The organism is Streptosporangium sp. NBC_01755 (assembly GCF_035917995.1).
Taxonomy (GTDB): domain Bacteria; phylum Actinomycetota; class Actinomycetes; order Streptosporangiales; family Streptosporangiaceae; genus Streptosporangium.
The window spans coordinates 5,477,130-5,495,120 of the sequence record NZ_CP109131.1; the positions used below are offsets into that span (position 1 = coordinate 5,477,130).

Here is a 17,991-nt window from a genome sequence, read left to right on the forward strand (position 1 = left end):
GGAACTCCAACTTTGCGTGCCGCTCCCAGAAGTGTCCAAAAATATCTCAGAGACCGTGTAACGCCCGGGTAAGGGCCGCCGATTCAACGGTAGAGGTCGTCGATGTGTGTACCCCCGAGCACATATCGGCGGCCTCTTTTTCCTTCAAGGAATCCTTCACCATCGCCAAAGCGGACAAAAACATCGTTAACCCATGTAGTCGGGCGTTGATCGTGGAGTCTCGGATGTCGATCCCGGCAGCTGATCTCCCCCGGTCATCTCGCGTCGACCCGGATCGGCGCGCATCGGCGCGTATCGGCGTGGACGGCCCCGATCGCCGTAGCCGGCCCCGTGACGGGCGGATCCGAGTCCTTCGCCTCGGCGTCGTATATCCGCGTGTACGGTGTGCAGCGGGCGCCTCGGGGGGATGTTCGCTCTTGGGCCCATCGGTGGACGGAGGTTAGGCGGGGTGGCGGGGTCCACCGTTTCAGCGGATCCAGGTAGCGTTCGGTCTATGGCAGCGCCAACTGGAACCTCCGACGCCCCCTTCGGCCGCATGCTGACCGCCATGGTCACGCCGTTCACAAGTGACGGAGCAGTCGACTACGAGACAGCGCGTCGTCTGGCCACCTACCTGGTGGACGAGCAGCGCAATGACGGCCTTGTCGTGAGCGGCACGACGGGGGAGTCCCCGACGACCACCGACGAGGAGAAAGAGCGCCTGCTGCGCGCCGTCGTCGAGGCGGTCGGTGACCGCGCCACGGTCGTCGCCGGAGCCGGTACCAACGACACGCACCACAGCGTCGAACTGGCCCGAGCCGCCGAGCGCGCCGGGGCCCACGGTCTCCTGCTGGTGACGCCGTACTACAGCAAGCCTCCCCAGGAGGGGATCTACCGTCACTTCTGTACAGTGGCAGACGCAACGGCTCTACCGGCCATGCTCTATGACATCCCCGGCCGTAGCGGAGTGCCGATCCAGCGTGAGACGCTGGAACGGCTCGCCGGGCACGAGCGGATCGTCGCGGTGAAGGACGCCAAGGCCGACCTGTTCGAGGGCTCGCAGGTCATCGCGTCCACCGGCCTTGTCTACTACTCGGGTGACGACGCGCTCAACCTGCCGTGGCTGTCGGTGGGCGCGGCGGGGTGCGTCAGCGTGATCGGCCACGTCGCGGGCGCGGAGATCGCCGCGATGATCGAGGCGTACCACTCGGGGGATGCGGCGGGCGCGCTCGCCATCCACCGCAGGCTGCTCCCCGTGGTCTCCGCGATCATGATGCAGGCCGGTGGCGCGATCATGGCGAAGGCGGCGTTGAGCCTGGTGGGACAGTCCGCGGGACCGCTGCGGCCGCCCCTGGTGGAGGCGACCGATGAGCAGCTCACCAGGCTGCGCGAAGACTTGATCACGGGCGGTGTGAAGCTGTCCGACGAGGTTGTGACATGAGAGAGACGACCGCGGCCCTGACCGGCCGCATCCAGGAGGAACGAGAGTTTGCGAGAAAGAAGAAATGTTGGTCCGCCGGAGGACGGAGTGCTCGGCGAGGGAGTAGTCCTGCTGCCCACGGGAGCCTCTGTCACATGTGAGACCGCTGAGAGAGGTGTGGCCTGATGAGTCACCCCCATCCCGAGCTAGGGCCGCCGCCCACGTTGCCCGAAGGCGCCCTGCGCATCGTCGCTCTGGGCGGCCTTGGCGAGATCGGCCGCAACATGGCCGTGTTCGAGTACGAGGGCCGTCTGCTGGTCGTCGACTGCGGGGTGCTGTTCCCCGAGCCCGACCAGCCCGGCATCGATCTGATCCTGCCCGACTTCGAGTACATCCGGGGCCGCCTGGACGACATCGAGGCCGTGGTCCTGACCCACGCGCACGAGGACCACATCGGTGCCGTGCCGTACCTGCTGCGCGAGCGTCGCGACATCCCGATCGTGGGGTCCAAACTGACGCTGGCGCTGATCGAGGCCAAGCTCACCGAGCACCGAATCCAGCCGGCCAGGCGCGAGGTCGTGGAGGGGGAGCGGCACAGGTTCGGGCCGTTCGAGTGCGAGTTCCTCGCCGTCAACCACTCCATCCCCGACGCGCTGGCCGTCGCGATCAGGACACCCGCGGGCATCGTCCTGCATACCGGTGACTTCCGGATGGACCAGCTGCCCAGTGACGGGCGGCTGACCGACCTGGGGGGGTTCGCCAGGCTCGGCGCGGAGGGCGTCGACCTGCTGATGTCCGACTCGACCAACGCCGAGGTACCGGGCTTCGTCACCAGTGAGCGGGAGATCGCGCCGGTCATCGACGAGGTCGTCCGCACGGCCGGCAAGCGCGTGATCGTGGCGAGCTTCGCCTCTCACATCCACCGTGTCCAGCAGGTCATCGACGCGGCGGAGAAGCACGGTCGCAAGGTCGCGCTGGTCGGTCGCTCGATGGTGCGCAACATGGGCGTCGCCCGCGACCTGGGCTATCTGAGGGTCTCGCCGGGCCTGATCGTCGACTCCAAGGAGATCGAGGGCTGGCCGCCCGAGGACGTGGTGCTGATCTGCACCGGTTCCCAGGGGGAGCCGATGGCGGCGCTGTCGCGGATGGCCAACCGCGATCACCCGATCCGGATCGCCGAGGGCGACACGGTCCTCCTGGCCTCCTCGCTGGTGCCGGGTAACGAGACCGCGGTCAACAACGTGATCAACGGCCTGTCCCGCTGGGGCGCCCGCGTGGTGCACAAGGGCAACGCGAAGGTGCACGTCTCCGGGCACGCCGCCGCGGGCGAGCTGCTGTACGTGCTCAACCTGACGCGGCCGTCCAACTTCATGCCGGTGCACGGCGAGTGGCGCCATCTGCGGGCGCACGCCAAGCTCGCCGCGCTGACCGGGGTGCCGGACGACCACATCGTGATCGCCGAGGACGGCGTCGTGGTGGACCTGGTCGACGGCCGGGCCAAGATCGTGGGCGCGGTTCCCGCCGGTTACGTCTACGTGGACGGCACCTCGGTGGGAGACGTCACCGACTTCGCGCTGAAGGACCGCCGCATCCTGGGCGAGGAGGGCTTCATCTCCATCGTCATCGTGGTCGACACCGCCACCGGCAAGCTCGCCGCAGGCCCGGAGATCCACGCCAGGGGATCCGGCATCGACCCGGCCTTGTTCGACGACATCCTGCCGCAGGTGGAGCGGGCGCTGCAGGAGAACGCGGCCGACGGGGTGGTGGACATCCAGCAGGTCCGCCGCGTGGTCCGCAGGACCGTGGGGCGCTGGGTGAGCGACACCTACCGCCGCCGCCCGATGATCGTTCCGGTCGTCATCGAGGTGTGACCCCCGTCCCGTATGGCGACCGTGTCCCGGTCGCCATACGGACTCCCCCGTCGCGTACGGTCAGCAGACGCCGGGCAGGGAGCAGACCTTGACCGCCATCCTCCTGGCGTCCCTCAGCTGCTTGGCGAACTGGGCGTCGCTCACTTCGCTGTGGTACTCGCCCCCCATGGTGGTAGATCACCAGGGCGTGGTGATCCGGTACATGTGGGACCCGGGTCGGGCGGGGAAAGTTCTGGCTCCGGAGGGAATCGTTTTCCGGGCGCCGGTGGTGGGTGCGCGGGGAGGGCTTCGAAGGTGGCGCGTTACTGCTTGCGAGGTATCAACCGATTTCGTGAAAAGTCGGTGAGGGGACGCTCCCCCGGCGAGTCGCCGAGCAATCCACCACCCGTCTCGTTAACCTCCCTAGCATGGCCACCCGTACGTCTAAAGGCTCCTCAGGAAAGCCCCCCGGCAAGGGGTCCCCCGGTCGCTCGGGCGCCTCCCAGGCCCGTACGGCCCCCGCGCGGCGGGCGTCCGCCAACCGGGGGAAGGGTGCGGGTGCGGCCCGCAGGCCGGCCTCGCCCCAGCACGACCCGATCAGCTGGGTTCTCACCATGATCGGCAAACTGTTCATGGGCATCTGGATGCTCCTCGCGGGTGGCATCGGCAGCGCCGCGCGGGCACTGGGGCAGAACGCGCGCGAACTCGACCCCGTCCACCGCCGCGACGGGCTCGGCCTGGCGGTGTTCGCCGGGGCGATCGTGCTGGCGGCCATGACATGGCGGGAGAGCACCGGCACGGTCTCCACCGTGGTCTACGAGGTCATGCGCGGAGTCTTCGGATCGCTGACCTGGCTGGTCCCTATCCTTCTCGTGCTGCTGGCCTGGCGGCTGCTGCGCCACCCCGACCAGAACGCCGACACCGGCCGGATGATCATCGGGTGGTCGGCCCTCACCGTCGGTGTGCTCGGCGTCGTGCACGTCGTCCACGACACGCCCTACCCCTCGGGGGGCGCCTCGGACGGCATGGACAAGGTGTCGGCCGCCGGAGGCATGATCGGCTTCATCGTCTCGGCGCCCCCGGCGAGCATCCTGCCCTCCTTCGTCACCATCCCGCTGCTGCTGATCCTGTCGGGCTTCGGCGTTCTGGTGATCACCGCCACCCCGGTGCACCGGGTCCCCGAGCGGCTGGCCGAGATCAGGCACATGCTCTTCAACCGTGACCTGCCCTCCGCGCCGAGGGCGTCCAGGAAACGGCCCACCACCCGCAAGAAGCCGGAATCCGGCGGGGCCGAGCTGGGCGACCACGTCAAGCCCTACGACACGCCCGTGGTCGCCGAGTCGCCGGGCGGGCTCGGAGGCCACTCACCGGAGATCGTGCCCGGCCTGGTGGACGAGTCCGAGCCCTCGCAGGTCAGGAACGACGCGCCCGAGCCTCCCGAGCCGACCCCGGCGCCGCGCAAGGTCGAGCAGCTCGTCCTGTCCCCGCAGGCGGGTCCCTACACCCTGCCCGAGTCGCAACTGTTGCGCCCCGGCACCGCCCCCAAGCCGCAGACGAAGGCCAACACGGTCGTCGTCAACGCGCTGACCAGCGTGATGGAGCAGTTCACCATCGACGCCCAGGTGATCGGCTTCACCCGGGGGCCGACGGTGACCCGCTACGAGATCGAACTCGGCCCGGCGGTCAAGGTCGAGAAGGTCACCGCGCTCACCAAGAACATCGCCTACGCGGTCAAGTCGGCCGACGTCCGGATCCTGTCCCCGATCCCCGGCAAGTCGGCGATCGGCGTCGAGATCCCCAACACCGACAAGGACCTCGTCTCGCTGGGCGACATCCTGCGCTCCCCGGTGGCCCAGGCGGACCACCACCCGATGATCGTCGGGTTGGGCAAGGACGTCGAGGGGCGCACGATAGTGGCCAACCTCGCCAAGATGCCGCACCTGCTCATCGCGGGTGCCACCGGCGCCGGAAAGTCGGTCTGCGTCAACGGACTGATCACCTCGATCCTGATGCGGGCCACCCCCGACGAGGTCCGCATGGTCCTGGTCGACCCCAAGCGGGTCGAGCTCAGCGTCTACGAGGGCATCCCGCACCTCATCACGCCGATCATCACCAACCCCAAGAAGGCCGCCGAGGCCCTGGACTGGGTCGTCGGGGAGATGGACCGCCGCTACGACGATCTGGCCGCCAGCGGCTTCCGGCACGTCGACGACTTCAACAAGGCGGTGCGTGCCGGCAAGCTGGTGCCGCCGCCGGGCAGCGAGCGGGTCTACCAGCCCTACCCCTACCTGCTGGTGATCGTCGACGAGCTCGCCGACCTGATGATGGTCGCCCCGCGCGACGTCGAGGACTCCATCGTCCGCATCACCCAGCTGGCCCGCGCCGCCGGCATCCACCTGGTCATCGCCACCCAGCGCCCCTCGGTGGACGTGGTCACCGGGCTGATCAAGGCCAACGTCCCCTCCAGGCTGGCCTTCGCCACCTCCTCGCTGGCCGACTCCCGGGTCATCCTGGACCAGCCGGGCGCGGAGAAGCTCGTCGGCCAGGGAGACTCGCTCTTCCTGCCGATGGGCGCCAGCAAGCCCATGCGGCTGCAGAACGCCTTCGTCTCCGAGAAGGAGATCGGCGAGATCGTCGGGCACTGCAAAGCCCAGATGGCCGTCGAGTACCGCGACGACGTGGCCGCCGTGGCGGCCTCCAAGAAGGAGATCGACGAGGACATCGGCGACGACCTCGACCTGCTGATCCAGGCGGCCGAGCTCATCGTGACCACCCAGTTCGGTTCGACCTCGATGCTCCAGCGCAAGCTCAGGGTCGGCTTCGCCAAGGCGGGCCGTCTGATGGACCTGCTGGAGAGCAGGAGCGTCGTCGGGCCCAGCGAGGGTTCGAAGGCGCGGGAGGTCATGGTAAAGCCCGACGAACTCCCCGGCCTGCTGGCCGACCTGCGTGGAGGATGACACACCGGGAGGGAACGGACCCCCGCCGCACACCTTCCGTCCGGTTACTGATTGAATGGGGATCGCTACGCAACGTCGGGGGCTGAGGGGCGTGCGCCATGGGCATTGGAAGCGATCTGGCGGATGCCAGGCGGTCGATGGGGATGACCGTTGGGCAGTTGAGCGCGCGGACACGCATCCGCGAGGTGCTCATCCAGGCGATCGAAAGGAACGACTTCTCCCAGTGCGGGGGTGATTTCTACGCGCGGGGCCATATAAGAAACATCGCCAAGGTCGTCGGGCTTGATCCGGAGACGCTGGTGCACCGCTACGACGAGCAGCACGGGGGTGTCCCGCTGCCGGTCCGGGCGTCCAGCGTCTTCCAGGCCGACATGCCACTGAAGATCCGTGAGCGCCGCTCGCCCAACTGGACGACGGCCATGGCGGTGGCGCTGGGCATCGTGGTCATCTTCGGGGTGGTGCGGACCATGGGCGGGGGTGACGCGCCCATGATGGACGTCCATCCCGTTCCGGTGCCCGCCGCGCTGCCGCCGCCGGCCGACGGCGGTCCCGGCTCACCGGGCCGGGCGGCGTCTCTGGCCGAGGGGAGGCACAAGGACATGGTCGTCCTCCAGGTCAGGGCGGAGCGCACGTCCTGGCTCGACGTGGAGGACGCGGGCGGCAAGAGGCTCTTCTCCGGAACGCTCAAGGCGGGCAAGACCTCGACCTGGAAGGCGAAGGACAAGATGAGGGTCACCTTCGGCGACGGAGGAGCGTTCTCGCTGAAGGTGAACGGCAAGAACCTGGGAGCCCCGGGAACTCCGGGGCAGATCATCAACCGCTCCTACGAGGCTCCCGCGGCCAAGAAGCGCTGACGCGGCGACCGGGAGTTCTCGCCGGGGCCGCGGCAACGGCTCCGGCCGGGTTCCTGGATCGTCCAGCAGGGCGAACGTCCCTGGTCGGCGCGGTGGGCCTCGCCTCTCGGGCTCCCCGCCCGCACGTCGGGACGGCCGGGGCGAGACGGGGATGCGCGGTGCTGGAGCGGGGGAGGTGCATCGGGTAGTGGCCAACTCCCGATACCGTAGTGTTCACCATGTCATCCCGCCGAACCGCATCGCTGATCACACTTGGTTGCGCACGCAACGAGGTCGACTCCGAAGAGCTCGCCGCTCGTCTTGAGGCTGCCGGCTGGCAGCTGGGCGACGACGATCCCGACGTCGTCGTCGTCAACACGTGTGGCTTCATCGACTCAGCGAAAAAGGACTCCATCGACACGCTGCTCGCCGCGGCCGACTCCGGGGCCAAGGTGGTCGCCGCGGGCTGCATGGCCGAGCGGTACGGTGACCAGCTCGCCGACGCGCTGCCCGAGGCCGCGGCGGTCATCTCCTTCGACGACTACACCGAGATCGGCCCCCGCCTCGACGACGTGCTGGCGGGCAGGCCGCTCGTCCCGCACAGCCCTCGTGACCGCAGGACCCTGCTGCCCATCTCGCCGGTGGAGCGCGCCGCCGCCCCCAAGACCGCCATTCCCGGCCACGGCGAGCTGCCCGAGGGCCTGGCACCCGCCAGCGGCCCCCGGCCGCTCCGCAAGCGCCTGGGCGAAGGGCCGGTGGCCTCGCTGAAGCTGGCCTCCGGCTGCGACCGGCGCTGCACGTTCTGCGCCATCCCCGCCTTCCGCGGGGCGTACGTCTCGCGCCGCTCCGAGGAACTCCTCGGTGAGGCCGCGTGGCTGGCCGAGCAGGGTGTCAAGGAGTTGGTGCTGGTCAGTGAGAACTCCACCTCCTATGGCAAGGACCTGGGCGACCTGCGGGCGCTGGAGAAGCTGCTGCCCTCGCTCGCCGCGACCGAGGGCATCAAACGGGTGCGCGTCAGCTACCTGCAGCCCGCCGAGCTCCGCCCGGGGCTGCTGGAGATCATCTCCTCGACCGAGGGGGTTGCCCCCTACTTCGACCTGTCCTTCCAGCACGCCAGCGGTCCGGTGCTGCGCCGGATGCGCCGCTTCGGTGACCCCGCGCGCTTCCTCGACCTTCTGGAGTCGATCCGCGCGCACGCCCCGGAGGCGGGCGTGCGCTCCAACTTCATCGTGGGCTTCCCCGGCGAGACCGAGGAGGAGTTCGGCGAGCTGGTGGGCTTTCTGGAGAAGGCCAGGCTCGACGTGATCGGCATCTTCGGCTACTCCGACGAGGACGGCACGGAGGCGGCCGCACTCCCCGGCAAGCTTGACCAGGAGATCGTCGACGCCCGCCTGTCCGCGCTCACCGAGCTGGCCGAGGAGCTCATGGCCCAGCGGGCCGAGGAGCGGATCGGCACCGAGGTCGACGTCCTGATCGAGGAGGACCTGGGCGACGGCGGCTACGAGGGCCGCGCAGCCCATCAGGGGCCCGAGGTCGACGGCTCGGTGACGGTCCAGGGCATCGGGCTGGTCCCCGGCCAGATCGTCCGGGCCGTCGTGGTCGACTCGGAGGGGGTCGACCTGATCGCCCGCATCAAGGCGGCCCCATGAGCGCGCCACCGGGCCGGGAGAGCGTATGACCAACACGCCAGAGACCGGCACCGACTCGACAGCGGCACCCGTGCGCCCCAAGGTGAGCGCGTGGAACATCGCCAATGTCGTGACGGTGATACGACTGGCGATGGTTCCCTTCTTCGCGGCCTGCCTCTTCCTGCCGGGATCCGGCTGGAGGGTCGCCGCGCTGGTGGTCTTCATGGTGGCCTCGTTCACCGACCTGCTCGACGGCGAGCTGGCCCGCCGCTACGGCCTGATCACCGATTTCGGGAAGATCGCCGATCCGATCGCCGACAAGGCCCTCATCGGTGCCGCGCTGATCAGCCTGTCGGTGCTGGAGGAGCTGCCCTGGTGGGTCACCATCGTGATCCTGGGCAGGGAGCTGGGCGTCACCGCGCTGAGGTTCGCGGTCATCCGGCACGGCGTCATCCCGGCCAGTTACGGTGGGAAGGTGAAGACCGTCCTGCAGATCGCCGCGATAGTCTCATACATCTGGCCGGGTGTGCCCGAGGTGATCCGCTGGGTCGTCATGGGAGCGGCTGCCGTCGTCACCGTCGGCACCGGCCTTGACTACGTGATCCGGGCGATCAAGCTCCGGCAGGTCGCGAAGCGGGCGCGGGCCGTATGAGCCACCGCCTGCTCGCGACCACCACGGTCCTCTCCCTCCTCATCCGCAGGGGAGAGACGGTGGCGGTGGCCGAGTCACTGACCGCCGGGCTGATCGGGGCGGCCCTCACCGATCCGCCGGGAGCCTCCGCGGCCTTCGTGGGAGGGGTCGTCTCCTACTCCACCGAGCTCAAGCGGCGGCTGCTGGGCGTCCCCGCGGACCTGCTCGACCGCGAGGGCGCCGTGCACCCGCAGGTCGCCGCCGCCATGGCGACCGGGGTGCGTCTCCTGGCCGGTTCCACCTACGGTCTGGCCGTCACCGGTGTGGCCGGTCCCGACCCACAGGACGGTAAACAGGCCGGTACGGTTCACCTCGCCGTTAGTGGTCCGGACGGACGGGTATGGCACCGGGATCCGCAACTCGCGGGGACTCGTGAGCAGATTCGAGAATCGACGGTGAATGAGGCTGTGGACCTTCTTCTAGGTGTGCTGGAGGCGAACGTGGGGGAACATTCCGGGTGATTACCGCGTTACGTCCCCAGCGAACATGCTCCCCATGGTCTGCCGCGGCATCGGTGGATACAGGTACGGTGGAACTGTGAGTGAGGTAAAGGTCAAGCGATGATGACGGCGAGGAGTATGTACCAAGGGTCGCGTTCGAAGAACGGGCGGCACGAACCGATAGCGCGGAGTGTCGCGAAGGCATCCGCGCCGGGGAGGGAGCGACAGATGGTCCTGCTGCGTCAGCTGCTCGGTGACGTGCTGCGGCGGCTGAGGGTGCGGCAGAGTCGCACCCTGCGTGAGGTGTCCACACTGGCTCGGGTTTCTCTTGGCTACTTGTCCGAGGTGGAGCGTGGCCAGAAGGAGGCCTCTTCAGAGCTGCTCGCGTCGATTTGCGGTGCCCTGGGCGTGCCGCTTTCACAGGTTCTCCGTGAGGTTTCCGACCAGTTCGCGTTGGCCGAGCTCCAGCACGCTCCGGTGCTGGCGGGCGATGTCCCCGAGCGGGAGCGTCTGCCGATTCCCGAGACCGTGCCCGATTCCGTTTTTCCCGAAGTCAACGACATGGTCGCCGCCTAGCCGGTCGGTTCCTCCGGCTGGCAGTGACGGCACCAGACGATCAGCCGTTCCTGCGGCTGTGCGCCCATCTCCCCGTGACTTATCCGCTGCCCGCAGCGCAGGCAAGGCCGCCCGGCCCTGCCGTAGACCCAGGTGCTCCGCCCTGGACGGAGGTCACCCGTCGTGGTCCTGCTCTGGCGTTCCTTGTTCGCGTCCATCAACCGCCGCGCGAGCGACACGATCGCTTCCAGATCCTTTACCGCCCCCACCGGTCGCCACGGCCACACCCCGGTGAGAAAAAGCGTCTCGGCGCGATAGATGGTGCCGATTCCCGCCAGGTTGCGCTGATCGAGCAGCGCGACCCCGATGCTCGTCTCAGGCCGCCGTGCCAGCCGTCGTACGGCTTCGGCCGCGTCCCAGTCCTCTCCGAGCAGGTCGGGTCCGAGATGCCCGACGAGCCGCCACTCCTCTTCTGCTCCGACCAGGTCGACCATGCCCAGCCGGACCCCCACGGCCTGCCACTCCGCGTTGGCCAGCACCAGGCGGACGACGTCGCCTCGGGGCAGCCCCCGCTCCGAGGGCGAGATCTGCCAGCTCCCGTCCATCCTCAGATGGGTGTGGACGGTCAGGCCGCCCTCGACACGGGTGAGCAGGTGCTTGCCGCGTGAGACGGTCTCCAGTACCGCACGCCCGGTGAGATCGGCCGTGGAGTGGCGCGGCACACGGAAGTCCGAGCGGGTCAGCGTCCGTCCGTCGAGCGCCCGGCCGAGCCGCAGCGCGGCTCGGTGGACGACATCACCCTCGGGCATGGCACCCGCCATGAGATACGTGCCGGTTCCGGGTGGGCGGTACCGGCACGATCACGGCGGACGTCACGGCGGGCACGGTCAGTCCCAGGCCGCGGGGTCGGCGGACAGGCTGCGAACCCGCTCGGGGAGGGCCCCGGTGGCCACGTTCTCAAGCGTGACCTCCTCCAGGATCGCCCGCTCACTGGCGCGCAGCGCGATCCAGACCTGCTGCAGCGACTCGGCGGGGCCCCGGTAGCCGACGTGCTCGGGCCGCTCCCCCCTGACGTTGGCGAGTGGGCCGTCAACGGCACGGATCACATCGGCCAGGCTGATCTCGGCGGGCGGGCGGGCCAGCACGTAGCCTCCCTCGGGGCCACGCTGGCCGCGCACCAGCCCGGCGCGGCGCATTTGGAGCAGGATGTTCTCAAGGTACTTGGGAGGCATGTCCTGCTCTTTGGCCAGCTCCCCTACCGTGGTGGGGCCGTCACCCGCGGCGGCGAGTTCGGCGGCGGCACGGAGGGCATAGTCGACACGAGCAGATAGGCGCATGTAACCGATTATCCCGCCTGCTATTGGCTACTTACGCGCGAGGGGTACTGGGACGTCGAACGACGTCCGTCGCCCTCGGTGAGGACGGGGCCGTACGGCGACACGCCGGTGGGTTCCGGCGCGTGCACGACATAGCGGTGGGGGGCCATCGCGGAGGTGCGGCCCGGCAGCAGGGCGAGGCAGGCCGCGTGGATCTCCTCGGCGGTTTCTGAGGTGACGTGGCAGGTCAGGAGCCCATCCGGAGTGCGTGTCACGAGATGGGGCCTTCCCTGGACCGCCTCACCGACGAGCCGCTCCACCGCGCGGAGGCTCACCCAGCAGGAGTCGGTGTAGATCCAGTCCGCATCACGCTCGATAGGCGAAATTCCCGATATATTCGTAATGTCGCAAGCTTGGACGTCCCCGTCTCCGGCCGCGATCAGGAGCCGGGCGAGCCCGGTCCCGAAGCCCTCCGCCTGCTCCCGGTTCATCACTCGCGGATCGATCCAGAGTGTCAGGTCCACCACCTCCTCCAGCCGGTCGGCCCAGAGCACGAGGTGTGCGGGAAGCGAGGCCGCCGCCGGGCCGCCGCCGGGCTAAACTATCAGGAAGTCTTATTAATGAATAGAACCGTTATTCTTGCTTGAATGTAATTGCGACGGGGAAACGGCGAACAAGAGAGCATGCGTATGGAGCGACGTCCTGGCGTGCCCAGGCTATTGAGGGAGATCAACGACAGGGCCGCCCTGGAGTTGTTACTCGCCTCCGGGCCGCTGACACGGGGGCAGATCGGGGAGCTCACAGGTCTTTCCAAGGTGACGGCGTCCCAGACGCTCGCCCGTCTGGAAGGGCGCGGCCTGGTGGAGGTGGCGGGGGAGCAGGCGGGGGGTCGTGGGCCTAATGCTGCGCTTTATGGGATTATTTCCTCCTCGGCCTATGTGGCGGGCCTGGATGTCGGTCCGGAATTCGTTGCGACCGCCATCGCGGATATCCACGGGGAGATCATCGTCGAGGTGCGGGTGGCGCCGAACGGGCATGAGGATCCGGTCGCCCTCGTGCACAGCGGGGTGGTCAAGGCCTGCCGGTCTGCCAAGGTCGCGCTCTCCAAACTGCGCTCGGTCGTCATCGGCACTCCGGGCGTGGTCGACCCCCGCACCGGCGACGTGCGATTCTCCTTCGACCTGCCGGGCTGGCACGAGGGCATCCATGAGGCGCTCGCCCGTGACCTGCGTCGCGACGTCAAGATAGAGAACGATGTGAACCTCGTCGCCATCGCCGAGCGCACCCTGGGTGCCGCCCGCGAGGCCGACGACTTCGTGCTCCTGTGGGTGGGCCGCGGTATCGGCCTCGGCGTCGTGCTCGGCGGGCGACTGCACCGCGGCCGGTCCGGCAGCGCGGGTGAGATCGGCTACCTGCCGGTGCCCGGCGTGCCGCTGGCCGAGGACGTGCGGGCCGTGCCCGGCAGGCTGCCGTCGCTCGCCGGTGGCCTGCAGTCCCTGATCAGCGCCGAGGCGGTCGTCGAACTCGCCGCGACGTACGGCTTCGAGGGGGAGAACGCCGCCGAGTGTGTCGCGGCGGCGGTCGCGGCGGGGGAGCGGGGAGAACCTCTGATCAACGACATCGCCGGGCGGCTGGCGCTGGGCGTGGCGTCGGTGTGCGTTGTGCTCGACCCCGGGCTCGTGGTGCTCGCCGGTGAGGTCAGCAGGGCCGGAGGTGACGCGCTCACCTTCAGGATCGAGGAGGCGGTGGCCAGGATCTGTCCGGTCCGGCCGCAGGTGGTGGCCAGCGAGGTGACCGGCAACCCGGTGCTGCGCGGGGCCGTCATAGCCGCTCTGGAGCAGGCCCGGGAGGAGATCTTCGCCTCCTAGGCCCGGTCCTGCGGATCCTGCCGTGGCGAGGAGCGGTGGACGGCGCCTCGCGGGAGGGGGAGGAAGCCGCGGTGACCGGCGGCGCCGCGGCGCCGTGGATCCAGGGGGACGGCCTGCTCCCCCGGTCAGCGGTGGCCGGCCAGGAGTTCGGCGGCGGCCCGGCCCGAGGCGGCGGTCGCGCTGTGGCCGGGGAAGTGCTTGGCACAGCCGGCCACCCCGGCGGACTGGAGGCCGGTGACCCAGGCGCGGGTGTGCCGGGCGACCAGCCAGGGGTCGGTGCCGAACGCGCGGGTGCCGACGACGGGGTTGTCCAGGCCGGAGTTGACGTCGACCACGGGGGCGTAGTTGAGGTCGATGCCCGCGGCGGCCATGTCCAGCCCGACCTCTCGGGCGATGAGCTCGGTCAGCTCGGGGTCGTCCACCGCGCCGAGTGCGAGGTTGCCGGGGCGCGAGCTGCCGGTGAGCGCCTCCAGCCGGGTGACGTCGCCCGCCTCCTCGTCGGTGGCGATCACCACATCGGGGTTCTCCGCGCGCAGGGCGGCGGTCAGCGTTCTGACCTGTTCGCCGTCCACGAGGTTCCGGGAGTAGAGCGCGACCCCGCCGAGCCCTTCGGCGAGCCGCCTCCGCAGATCGTCACCTGGGCGCGGGAGTATCTCTGCCGCCCCCATGCGGAACTGGGCAGGAAGGGGCCCGTCTGCCCGTACACCCAGACCGCGCTGGAACGCGGCACCTTCTACCTCCCGCTGGGCAGCCCGGTCCCGTTGCTGGCGATCCGGCACATGGTCCCCACCGGCTTCCCGTTCCTGCGCGACGATCCCGAGCAGGTCGCGGCCTACCTGGAACGCTTCGGCGATCGCCCGCCGGCCGCGCTCAGGGCCGAGGTCCAGGCCGTCGCCGACCGCTACGGACTTGTGCCCGCGAACGCGTCCTGAGAACGAGGACGCGGCACGCTCCCCGTGAGAACCACGGGGGGCGGGCCGCGTCGTGACGGGGGGCGGTCAGACGCCGAGGAGTTCGGCGGCGGCCTGCGCGTTGGCGCGGGCGGCGCCGTAGGTGGCCACGTAGGTCACGCCCTCGGGGCGCCAGATCGGCAGGCCCATCTCGACCACCGTGGCGTCGGGGCGGGCGGCCAGCAGCGCGGAGATCACCGACTTGCTGGCCTCGTAGCGGTGGGCGTCCTTGACGACGACGATCAGGGAGCGGCCCGAGGCGCGCTCCAGGATGCCCGGCACGTCGGCGGCCTCCGGCTTGACCCGCAGCACCTCCGCCCGCGTCGGCAGCGGCGTGAAACCCCACGGTACGTCGCCGACCGCGATGGTCGGCGGGGTGTCCACCTCGACCACCAGCGGGTCGACCGGGGGAGGCGCCGAGCCGGTGAGGCTGACCGCGCGGCGGGCGGCGGTGAGGCCGATCACGTCCGGCTCGGCCTCACCCGTGCGAGGCGTGCCGAACCAGGCGCGCAGGGCGGACACCCGCTCGGCCGCCTCCTCCAGACGGGTCACGGGCAGCCGCCCGTCCAGTACGGCGGCGATGATCTCGTCCACGATCAGGTGGACGTCGTCCTCGGTGGGGATCGGGCCCAGGCAGAGCAGGTCGGCTCCGGCGGCGAGGGAGAGCACCGAGCCGCCTGCCAGGCCGTAGGTGTCGGTGACGGCCCGCATGTCGAGGGCGTCGGTGACGATCACACCGTCGTAGCCCAGCTCGCCGCGGAGCAGGCCGGTCAGGGTGGCGGGGGAGAGCGTCGCGGGGAGCCCGCCGGTGACGGCGGGGACCCGCACGTGCGCGGTCATGATGGATCTGGTTCCCGCCTCGATCGCGGCGCGGAAGGGCACGAGTTCGCGCTTGTGCAGCAGTTCGGCGGAGGCGTCGACGAGCGGGACCTCCAGGTGGGAGTCCTGCCGGGTCGCGCCGTGGCCCGGGAAGTGCTTGACACAGGCGGCCACGCCCGCCGACTGCAGGCCGTGGACCGCTGCGACGGTGTGCCGGGCGACGAGCGCGGCCTGGGCCCCGAACGAGCGGGTGCCGATCACCGGGTTGTCGTCGGCGGTGTTGACGTCCGCGGCCGGGGCCATGTCCAGGTTGACGCCGCACCGGGCCAGGTCGTCGCCGATGGACCGGTAGACGCGCCGGGTGAGCTCGACGTCGTCCACGGCGCCGAGGGCGGCGTTGCCGGGATACGGGCTGCCGACGTGGTAGGCGAGCCTGGTGACGTCGCCTCCCTCCTCGTCCAGCGAGATGACCGGGTCGCCGGTCTCGCGCAGCCGGGAGGTGAGGGCGGACAGCTGCGCGGCGTCGGCGACGTTGAAGCCGAAGAGTGTGACGCCGCCGAGACCGTTCTCCAGCTCCCGCAGGACCCACTCGGGCGCCTCGGTGCCCTGGAACGCGGCGAGCAGTGTGCCGACCGCGAGACGACGCAGCCCCTGATCGCCGCGATTCGCGATGAGCTCAGACATGGCGGTAGGTGTTCCTTACCTGAGATGTGGGGGTGGGACATGAAGGGAACAGGTAGGGCTGGTACGGCCCGCGCTTGTGGGTGCGAGCCGTACCAGCACCGATGGGGGATCAGCCCTTGACGGCGCCCGCGACGAGTCCGGAGACCATCCGCCGCTGCACCAGGAGGAAGAAGACGATGACCGGGATGGTCATCAGGGTGGAGGCGGCCATGATGGCGCCCCAGTCCACCGACCGCTGGCTGACGAAGTAGCGCAGCGCCACGGGCATGGTGTAGCTGCCCTGGTCGCCGATGAGCGTCAGCGCGAACACGAACTCGTTCCACGCGGTGATGAACGAGAAGATGCTCGTCGCGACGAGACCGGGGGCCACCAGCGGGAACAGCACCCGCCAGAAGGTGGCGAACCGGCTCGCGCCGTCGATCCAGGCCGCCTCCTCAAGTTCCTTGGGAACCGCGGCGACGAAGGTGCGCAGCATCCAGATGGCGAACGGCAGCGTCATCGCGACGTTCACCACGACGAGGCCGAGAAGCTGGTCGTACAGTCCGGCCCGCCTGACCATCATGAACAGCGGGATGAGCAGCGCCTCGCCGGGGACCATCTGCACGATGAGCAGCAGGATCAGGAACGAGGTGCGCCCGCGGAAGCGGAAGCGGGCCACCGCGGTCGCCGCCAGCAGCGAGAAGACCGCGCCGACGAGCACGGTGCCGAGGGCCACGATGGAGCTGTTGAGCAGGTAGCGCCAGATGGAATGGCCCGCGACGCCCTCGGTGAAGACCCGCCGCACGTGTTCGAGCGTGGGGTCGGTGGGGAACGGGATGAAGTCCGTCGTGAAGATCTGCTCGCTGCTCTTGAAGGCGGTGGTCACCATCCAGTAGACGGGGAACACCGCGAACAGGAACACCACCATGGCCGCGGTGTTCAGGCCGACCTTGCCGAGCCGCCTGCGCTTCCTGGCCTTTTTCGTCCGGTGGCGCATGTCGTAGGTGGTCATCGAACGTCCTCCGTCTTCACGATCTGGCGGACGTAGAAGAAGGTGATGACGAGCAGGATCAGCGTCAGCACCACCGCGATGGCCGCGCCCATGCCCATCTTGGGCGGCGCGCTGAAGGCCTGGGTGAAGGCGTACAGCGACAGGTTGAACGCCTCCCGGTTGGAGGTGCCGCCCGCCAGCACGAACAGCTGGGTGAAGACCTTGAAGTCCCAGATCACCGAGAGCACGGTCAGTACCGCGAAGACCGGTTTCAGCAGCGGGAAGGTGATCTTCCAGAAGATCCGCCACGCGGAGGCGCCGTCCACCCTGGCCGCCTCGTACAACTCCTTGGAGATGCTCTTCAGCCCGGCGAGCACCGAGACCGCGATGAACGGGAACGACGCCCAGACCACCGCGATGATCAGCACCAGGTAGATGGTGAACGCGTCGTTCAGCCACGGCTCGCCGGTCCAGTCGGAGCGGCCGAACAGCAGGGAGGAGAACCAGTCGGGCAGCGCGTTGAGCGCCCGGTTGATGACGCCCGACTCCGCGTCGAACAGCCAGCGCCAGATGATCGCGGTGGCGATCTGCGGGGTGGCCCAGGCGGCCATGATGCCGATGATCAGGAAGGTCGACATCTTCTTGCCCAGCTTGTGCAGGAGCAGGCCGACCAGCGTGCCGAGCAGCAGGGTGAGCGCCACCGTGACGACGGCGAAGACCACCGTGTTGCGCAGCGAGGTCCAGAACAGCTCGGACTCGATGAGCTTCTGGTAGTTCTCCAGGCCGACGGACTCGGCCGGTACCCCCCGGATCTGCCGCAGTCCCACGTTCTGGAAGGACATGACGACCATCTGGAAGAGCGGGTAGAGCAGCAGGCCCGCGATGACGAGCAGGCCGGGGACGAGCAGCGCGTAGGGGACCGCCCAGGCGGGCAGCCCGCTGGACCCGCGCGGGGGCGTGGCGCCTCGGTGCCCCCGCGCCGGGACGGAGGGGGAGCCCCCGTCCCGGGCGATGGTTGAGGTGTTCGCCAT

General features: G+C 69.4%; 17 protein-coding genes. 10 read left to right on the forward strand and 7 right to left on the reverse strand.

Going from position 1 to position 17,991, the window contains the following annotated elements; all coding sequences use genetic code 11:
- Positions 1-493 precede the first annotated feature (493 nt).
- The 8 genes from dapA to OG884_RS26095 all read left to right on the forward strand — a co-directional run bounded on the left by dapA (position 494) and on the right by OG884_RS26095 (position 10,374).
- On the forward strand, positions 494-1,420 hold the full coding sequence (dapA, locus tag OG884_RS26060; protein ID WP_326637126.1) for a 4-hydroxy-tetrahydrodipicolinate synthase: 927 nt from the start codon (positions 494-496) through the stop codon (positions 1,418-1,420).
- A gap of 164 nt (positions 1,421-1,584) precedes the next feature.
- Positions 1,585-3,270 (forward strand): ribonuclease J, encoded by a 1,686-nt coding sequence (locus OG884_RS26065; protein WP_326637128.1) that lies wholly within the window; start codon positions 1,585-1,587, stop codon positions 3,268-3,270.
- A 407-nt stretch (positions 3,271-3,677) separates the two neighbouring features.
- Complete coding sequence (locus tag OG884_RS26070) at positions 3,678-6,206, forward strand: DNA translocase FtsK (RefSeq protein WP_326637130.1); 2,529 nt, start codon at positions 3,678-3,680, stop codon at positions 6,204-6,206.
- Positions 6,207-6,304: 98 nt separating this feature from the next.
- Positions 6,305-7,060 (forward strand): helix-turn-helix domain-containing protein, encoded by a 756-nt coding sequence (locus OG884_RS26075; protein ID WP_326637131.1) that lies wholly within the window; start codon positions 6,305-6,307, stop codon positions 7,058-7,060.
- 218 nt (positions 7,061-7,278) lie between these two features.
- A complete protein-coding gene (gene rimO, locus OG884_RS26080) occupies positions 7,279-8,688 on the forward strand; it encodes a 30S ribosomal protein S12 methylthiotransferase RimO (RefSeq protein WP_326637133.1) in 1,410 nt (469 codons plus the stop codon).
- A 25-nt stretch (positions 8,689-8,713) separates the two neighbouring features.
- Complete coding sequence (gene pgsA, locus OG884_RS26085) at positions 8,714-9,319, forward strand: CDP-diacylglycerol--glycerol-3-phosphate 3-phosphatidyltransferase (protein ID WP_326637134.1); 606 nt, start codon at positions 8,714-8,716, stop codon at positions 9,317-9,319.
- Positions 9,316-9,819 carry a CinA family protein gene (locus OG884_RS26090; protein WP_326637137.1) on the forward strand — a complete coding sequence of 168 codons (504 nt, stop codon included), beginning with the start codon at positions 9,316-9,318 and terminating at the stop codon, positions 9,817-9,819. Before pgsA ends, OG884_RS26090 begins: the two co-directional genes overlap by 4 nt.
- Before the next feature lie 207 nt (positions 9,820-10,026).
- The gene (locus OG884_RS26095; protein WP_030904158.1) at positions 10,027-10,374 is read left to right on the forward strand and encodes a helix-turn-helix domain-containing protein; all 348 of its coding nucleotides are present in this window, start codon (positions 10,027-10,029) and stop codon (positions 10,372-10,374) included.
- Here the strand turns inward: OG884_RS26095 and OG884_RS26100 are convergent.
- From OG884_RS26100 to OG884_RS26110, 3 genes are all read right to left on the reverse strand, one after another.
- Positions 10,371-11,162 carry an Fpg/Nei family DNA glycosylase gene (locus OG884_RS26100; RefSeq protein WP_326637141.1) on the reverse strand — a complete coding sequence of 264 codons (792 nt, stop codon included), beginning with the start codon at positions 11,160-11,162 and terminating at the stop codon, positions 10,371-10,373. The genes OG884_RS26095 and OG884_RS26100 overlap by 4 nt on opposite strands.
- Before the next feature lie 78 nt (positions 11,163-11,240).
- Positions 11,241-11,690, reverse strand: coding sequence for an RrF2 family transcriptional regulator (locus OG884_RS26105; RefSeq protein ID WP_326637143.1), 450 nt, complete (start codon positions 11,688-11,690; stop codon positions 11,241-11,243).
- 20 nt (positions 11,691-11,710) lie between these two features.
- Positions 11,711-12,223 carry a hypothetical protein gene (locus OG884_RS26110; RefSeq protein ID WP_326637144.1) on the reverse strand — a complete coding sequence of 171 codons (513 nt, stop codon included), beginning with the start codon at positions 12,221-12,223 and terminating at the stop codon, positions 11,711-11,713.
- A gap of 135 nt (positions 12,224-12,358) precedes the next feature.
- Here OG884_RS26110 and OG884_RS26115 point away from each other — a divergent pair, with 135 nt between their 5' ends.
- Complete coding sequence (locus OG884_RS26115) at positions 12,359-13,537, forward strand: ROK family transcriptional regulator (protein WP_326637146.1); 1,179 nt, start codon at positions 12,359-12,361, stop codon at positions 13,535-13,537.
- A gap of 125 nt (positions 13,538-13,662) precedes the next feature.
- Here the strand turns inward: OG884_RS26115 and OG884_RS26120 are convergent, their stop codons facing one another.
- On the reverse strand, positions 13,663-14,205 hold the full coding sequence (locus OG884_RS26120; protein WP_326637148.1) for a glycoside hydrolase family 3 N-terminal domain-containing protein: 543 nt from the start codon (positions 14,203-14,205) through the stop codon (positions 13,663-13,665).
- A gap of 6 nt (positions 14,206-14,211) precedes the next feature.
- Between OG884_RS26120 and OG884_RS26125 the strand changes: the two genes are divergently transcribed.
- Entirely contained in the window at positions 14,212-14,469 is a 258-nt protein-coding gene (locus tag OG884_RS26125) for a DUF6875 domain-containing protein (RefSeq protein WP_326646997.1), read from the forward strand.
- Between the two features lie 66 nt (positions 14,470-14,535).
- Here OG884_RS26125 and OG884_RS26130 read toward each other — a convergent pair whose 3' ends face one another.
- From OG884_RS26130 to OG884_RS26140, 3 genes are all read right to left on the reverse strand, one after another.
- A complete protein-coding gene (locus OG884_RS26130) occupies positions 14,536-15,990 on the reverse strand; it encodes a glycoside hydrolase family 3 protein (protein ID WP_326637149.1) in 1,455 nt (484 codons plus the stop codon).
- A gap of 109 nt (positions 15,991-16,099) precedes the next feature.
- Complete coding sequence (locus tag OG884_RS26135) at positions 16,100-16,981, reverse strand: carbohydrate ABC transporter permease (protein ID WP_326637151.1); 882 nt, start codon at positions 16,979-16,981, stop codon at positions 16,100-16,102.
- Positions 16,978-17,991: a carbohydrate ABC transporter permease gene (locus tag OG884_RS26140; protein ID WP_326637153.1), complete on the reverse strand. Its 1,014-nt coding sequence runs from the start codon at positions 17,989-17,991 to the stop codon at positions 16,978-16,980. The genes OG884_RS26135 and OG884_RS26140 overlap by 4 nt, the downstream gene beginning before the upstream one ends.

Coding starts and splice junctions, on each gene's coding strand:
- dapA (WP_326637126.1), top strand. CDS start 494: ATGGCAGCGCCAACTGGAACCTCCGACGCCCCCTTCGGCCGCATGCTG.
- OG884_RS26065 (WP_326637128.1), top strand. CDS start 1,585: ATGAGTCACCCCCATCCCGAGCTAGGGCCGCCGCCCACGTTGCCCGAA.
- OG884_RS26070 (WP_326637130.1), top strand. CDS start 3,678: ATGGCCACCCGTACGTCTAAAGGCTCCTCAGGAAAGCCCCCCGGCAAG.
- OG884_RS26075 (WP_326637131.1), top strand. CDS start 6,305: ATGGGCATTGGAAGCGATCTGGCGGATGCCAGGCGGTCGATGGGGATG.
- rimO (WP_326637133.1), top strand. CDS start 7,279: ATGTCATCCCGCCGAACCGCATCGCTGATCACACTTGGTTGCGCACGC.
- pgsA (WP_326637134.1), top strand. CDS start 8,714: ATGACCAACACGCCAGAGACCGGCACCGACTCGACAGCGGCACCCGTG.
- OG884_RS26090 (WP_326637137.1), top strand. CDS start 9,316: ATGAGCCACCGCCTGCTCGCGACCACCACGGTCCTCTCCCTCCTCATC.
- OG884_RS26095 (WP_030904158.1), top strand. CDS start 10,027: ATGGTCCTGCTGCGTCAGCTGCTCGGTGACGTGCTGCGGCGGCTGAGG.
- OG884_RS26100 (WP_326637141.1), bottom strand. CDS start 11,162: ATGCCCGAGGGTGATGTCGTCCACCGAGCCGCGCTGCGGCTCGGCCGG.
- OG884_RS26105 (WP_326637143.1), bottom strand. CDS start 11,690: ATGCGCCTATCTGCTCGTGTCGACTATGCCCTCCGTGCCGCCGCCGAA.
- OG884_RS26115 (WP_326637146.1), top strand. CDS start 12,359: ATGGAGCGACGTCCTGGCGTGCCCAGGCTATTGAGGGAGATCAACGAC.
- OG884_RS26120 (WP_326637148.1), bottom strand. CDS start 14,205: ATGGGGGCGGCAGAGATACTCCCGCGCCCAGGTGACGATCTGCGGAGG.
- OG884_RS26130 (WP_326637149.1), bottom strand. CDS start 15,990: ATGTCTGAGCTCATCGCGAATCGCGGCGATCAGGGGCTGCGTCGTCTC.
- OG884_RS26135 (WP_326637151.1), bottom strand. CDS start 16,981: ATGACCACCTACGACATGCGCCACCGGACGAAAAAGGCCAGGAAGCGC.
- OG884_RS26140 (WP_326637153.1), bottom strand. CDS start 17,991: ATGGCGAACACCTCAACCATCGCCCGGGACGGGGGCTCCCCCTCCGTC.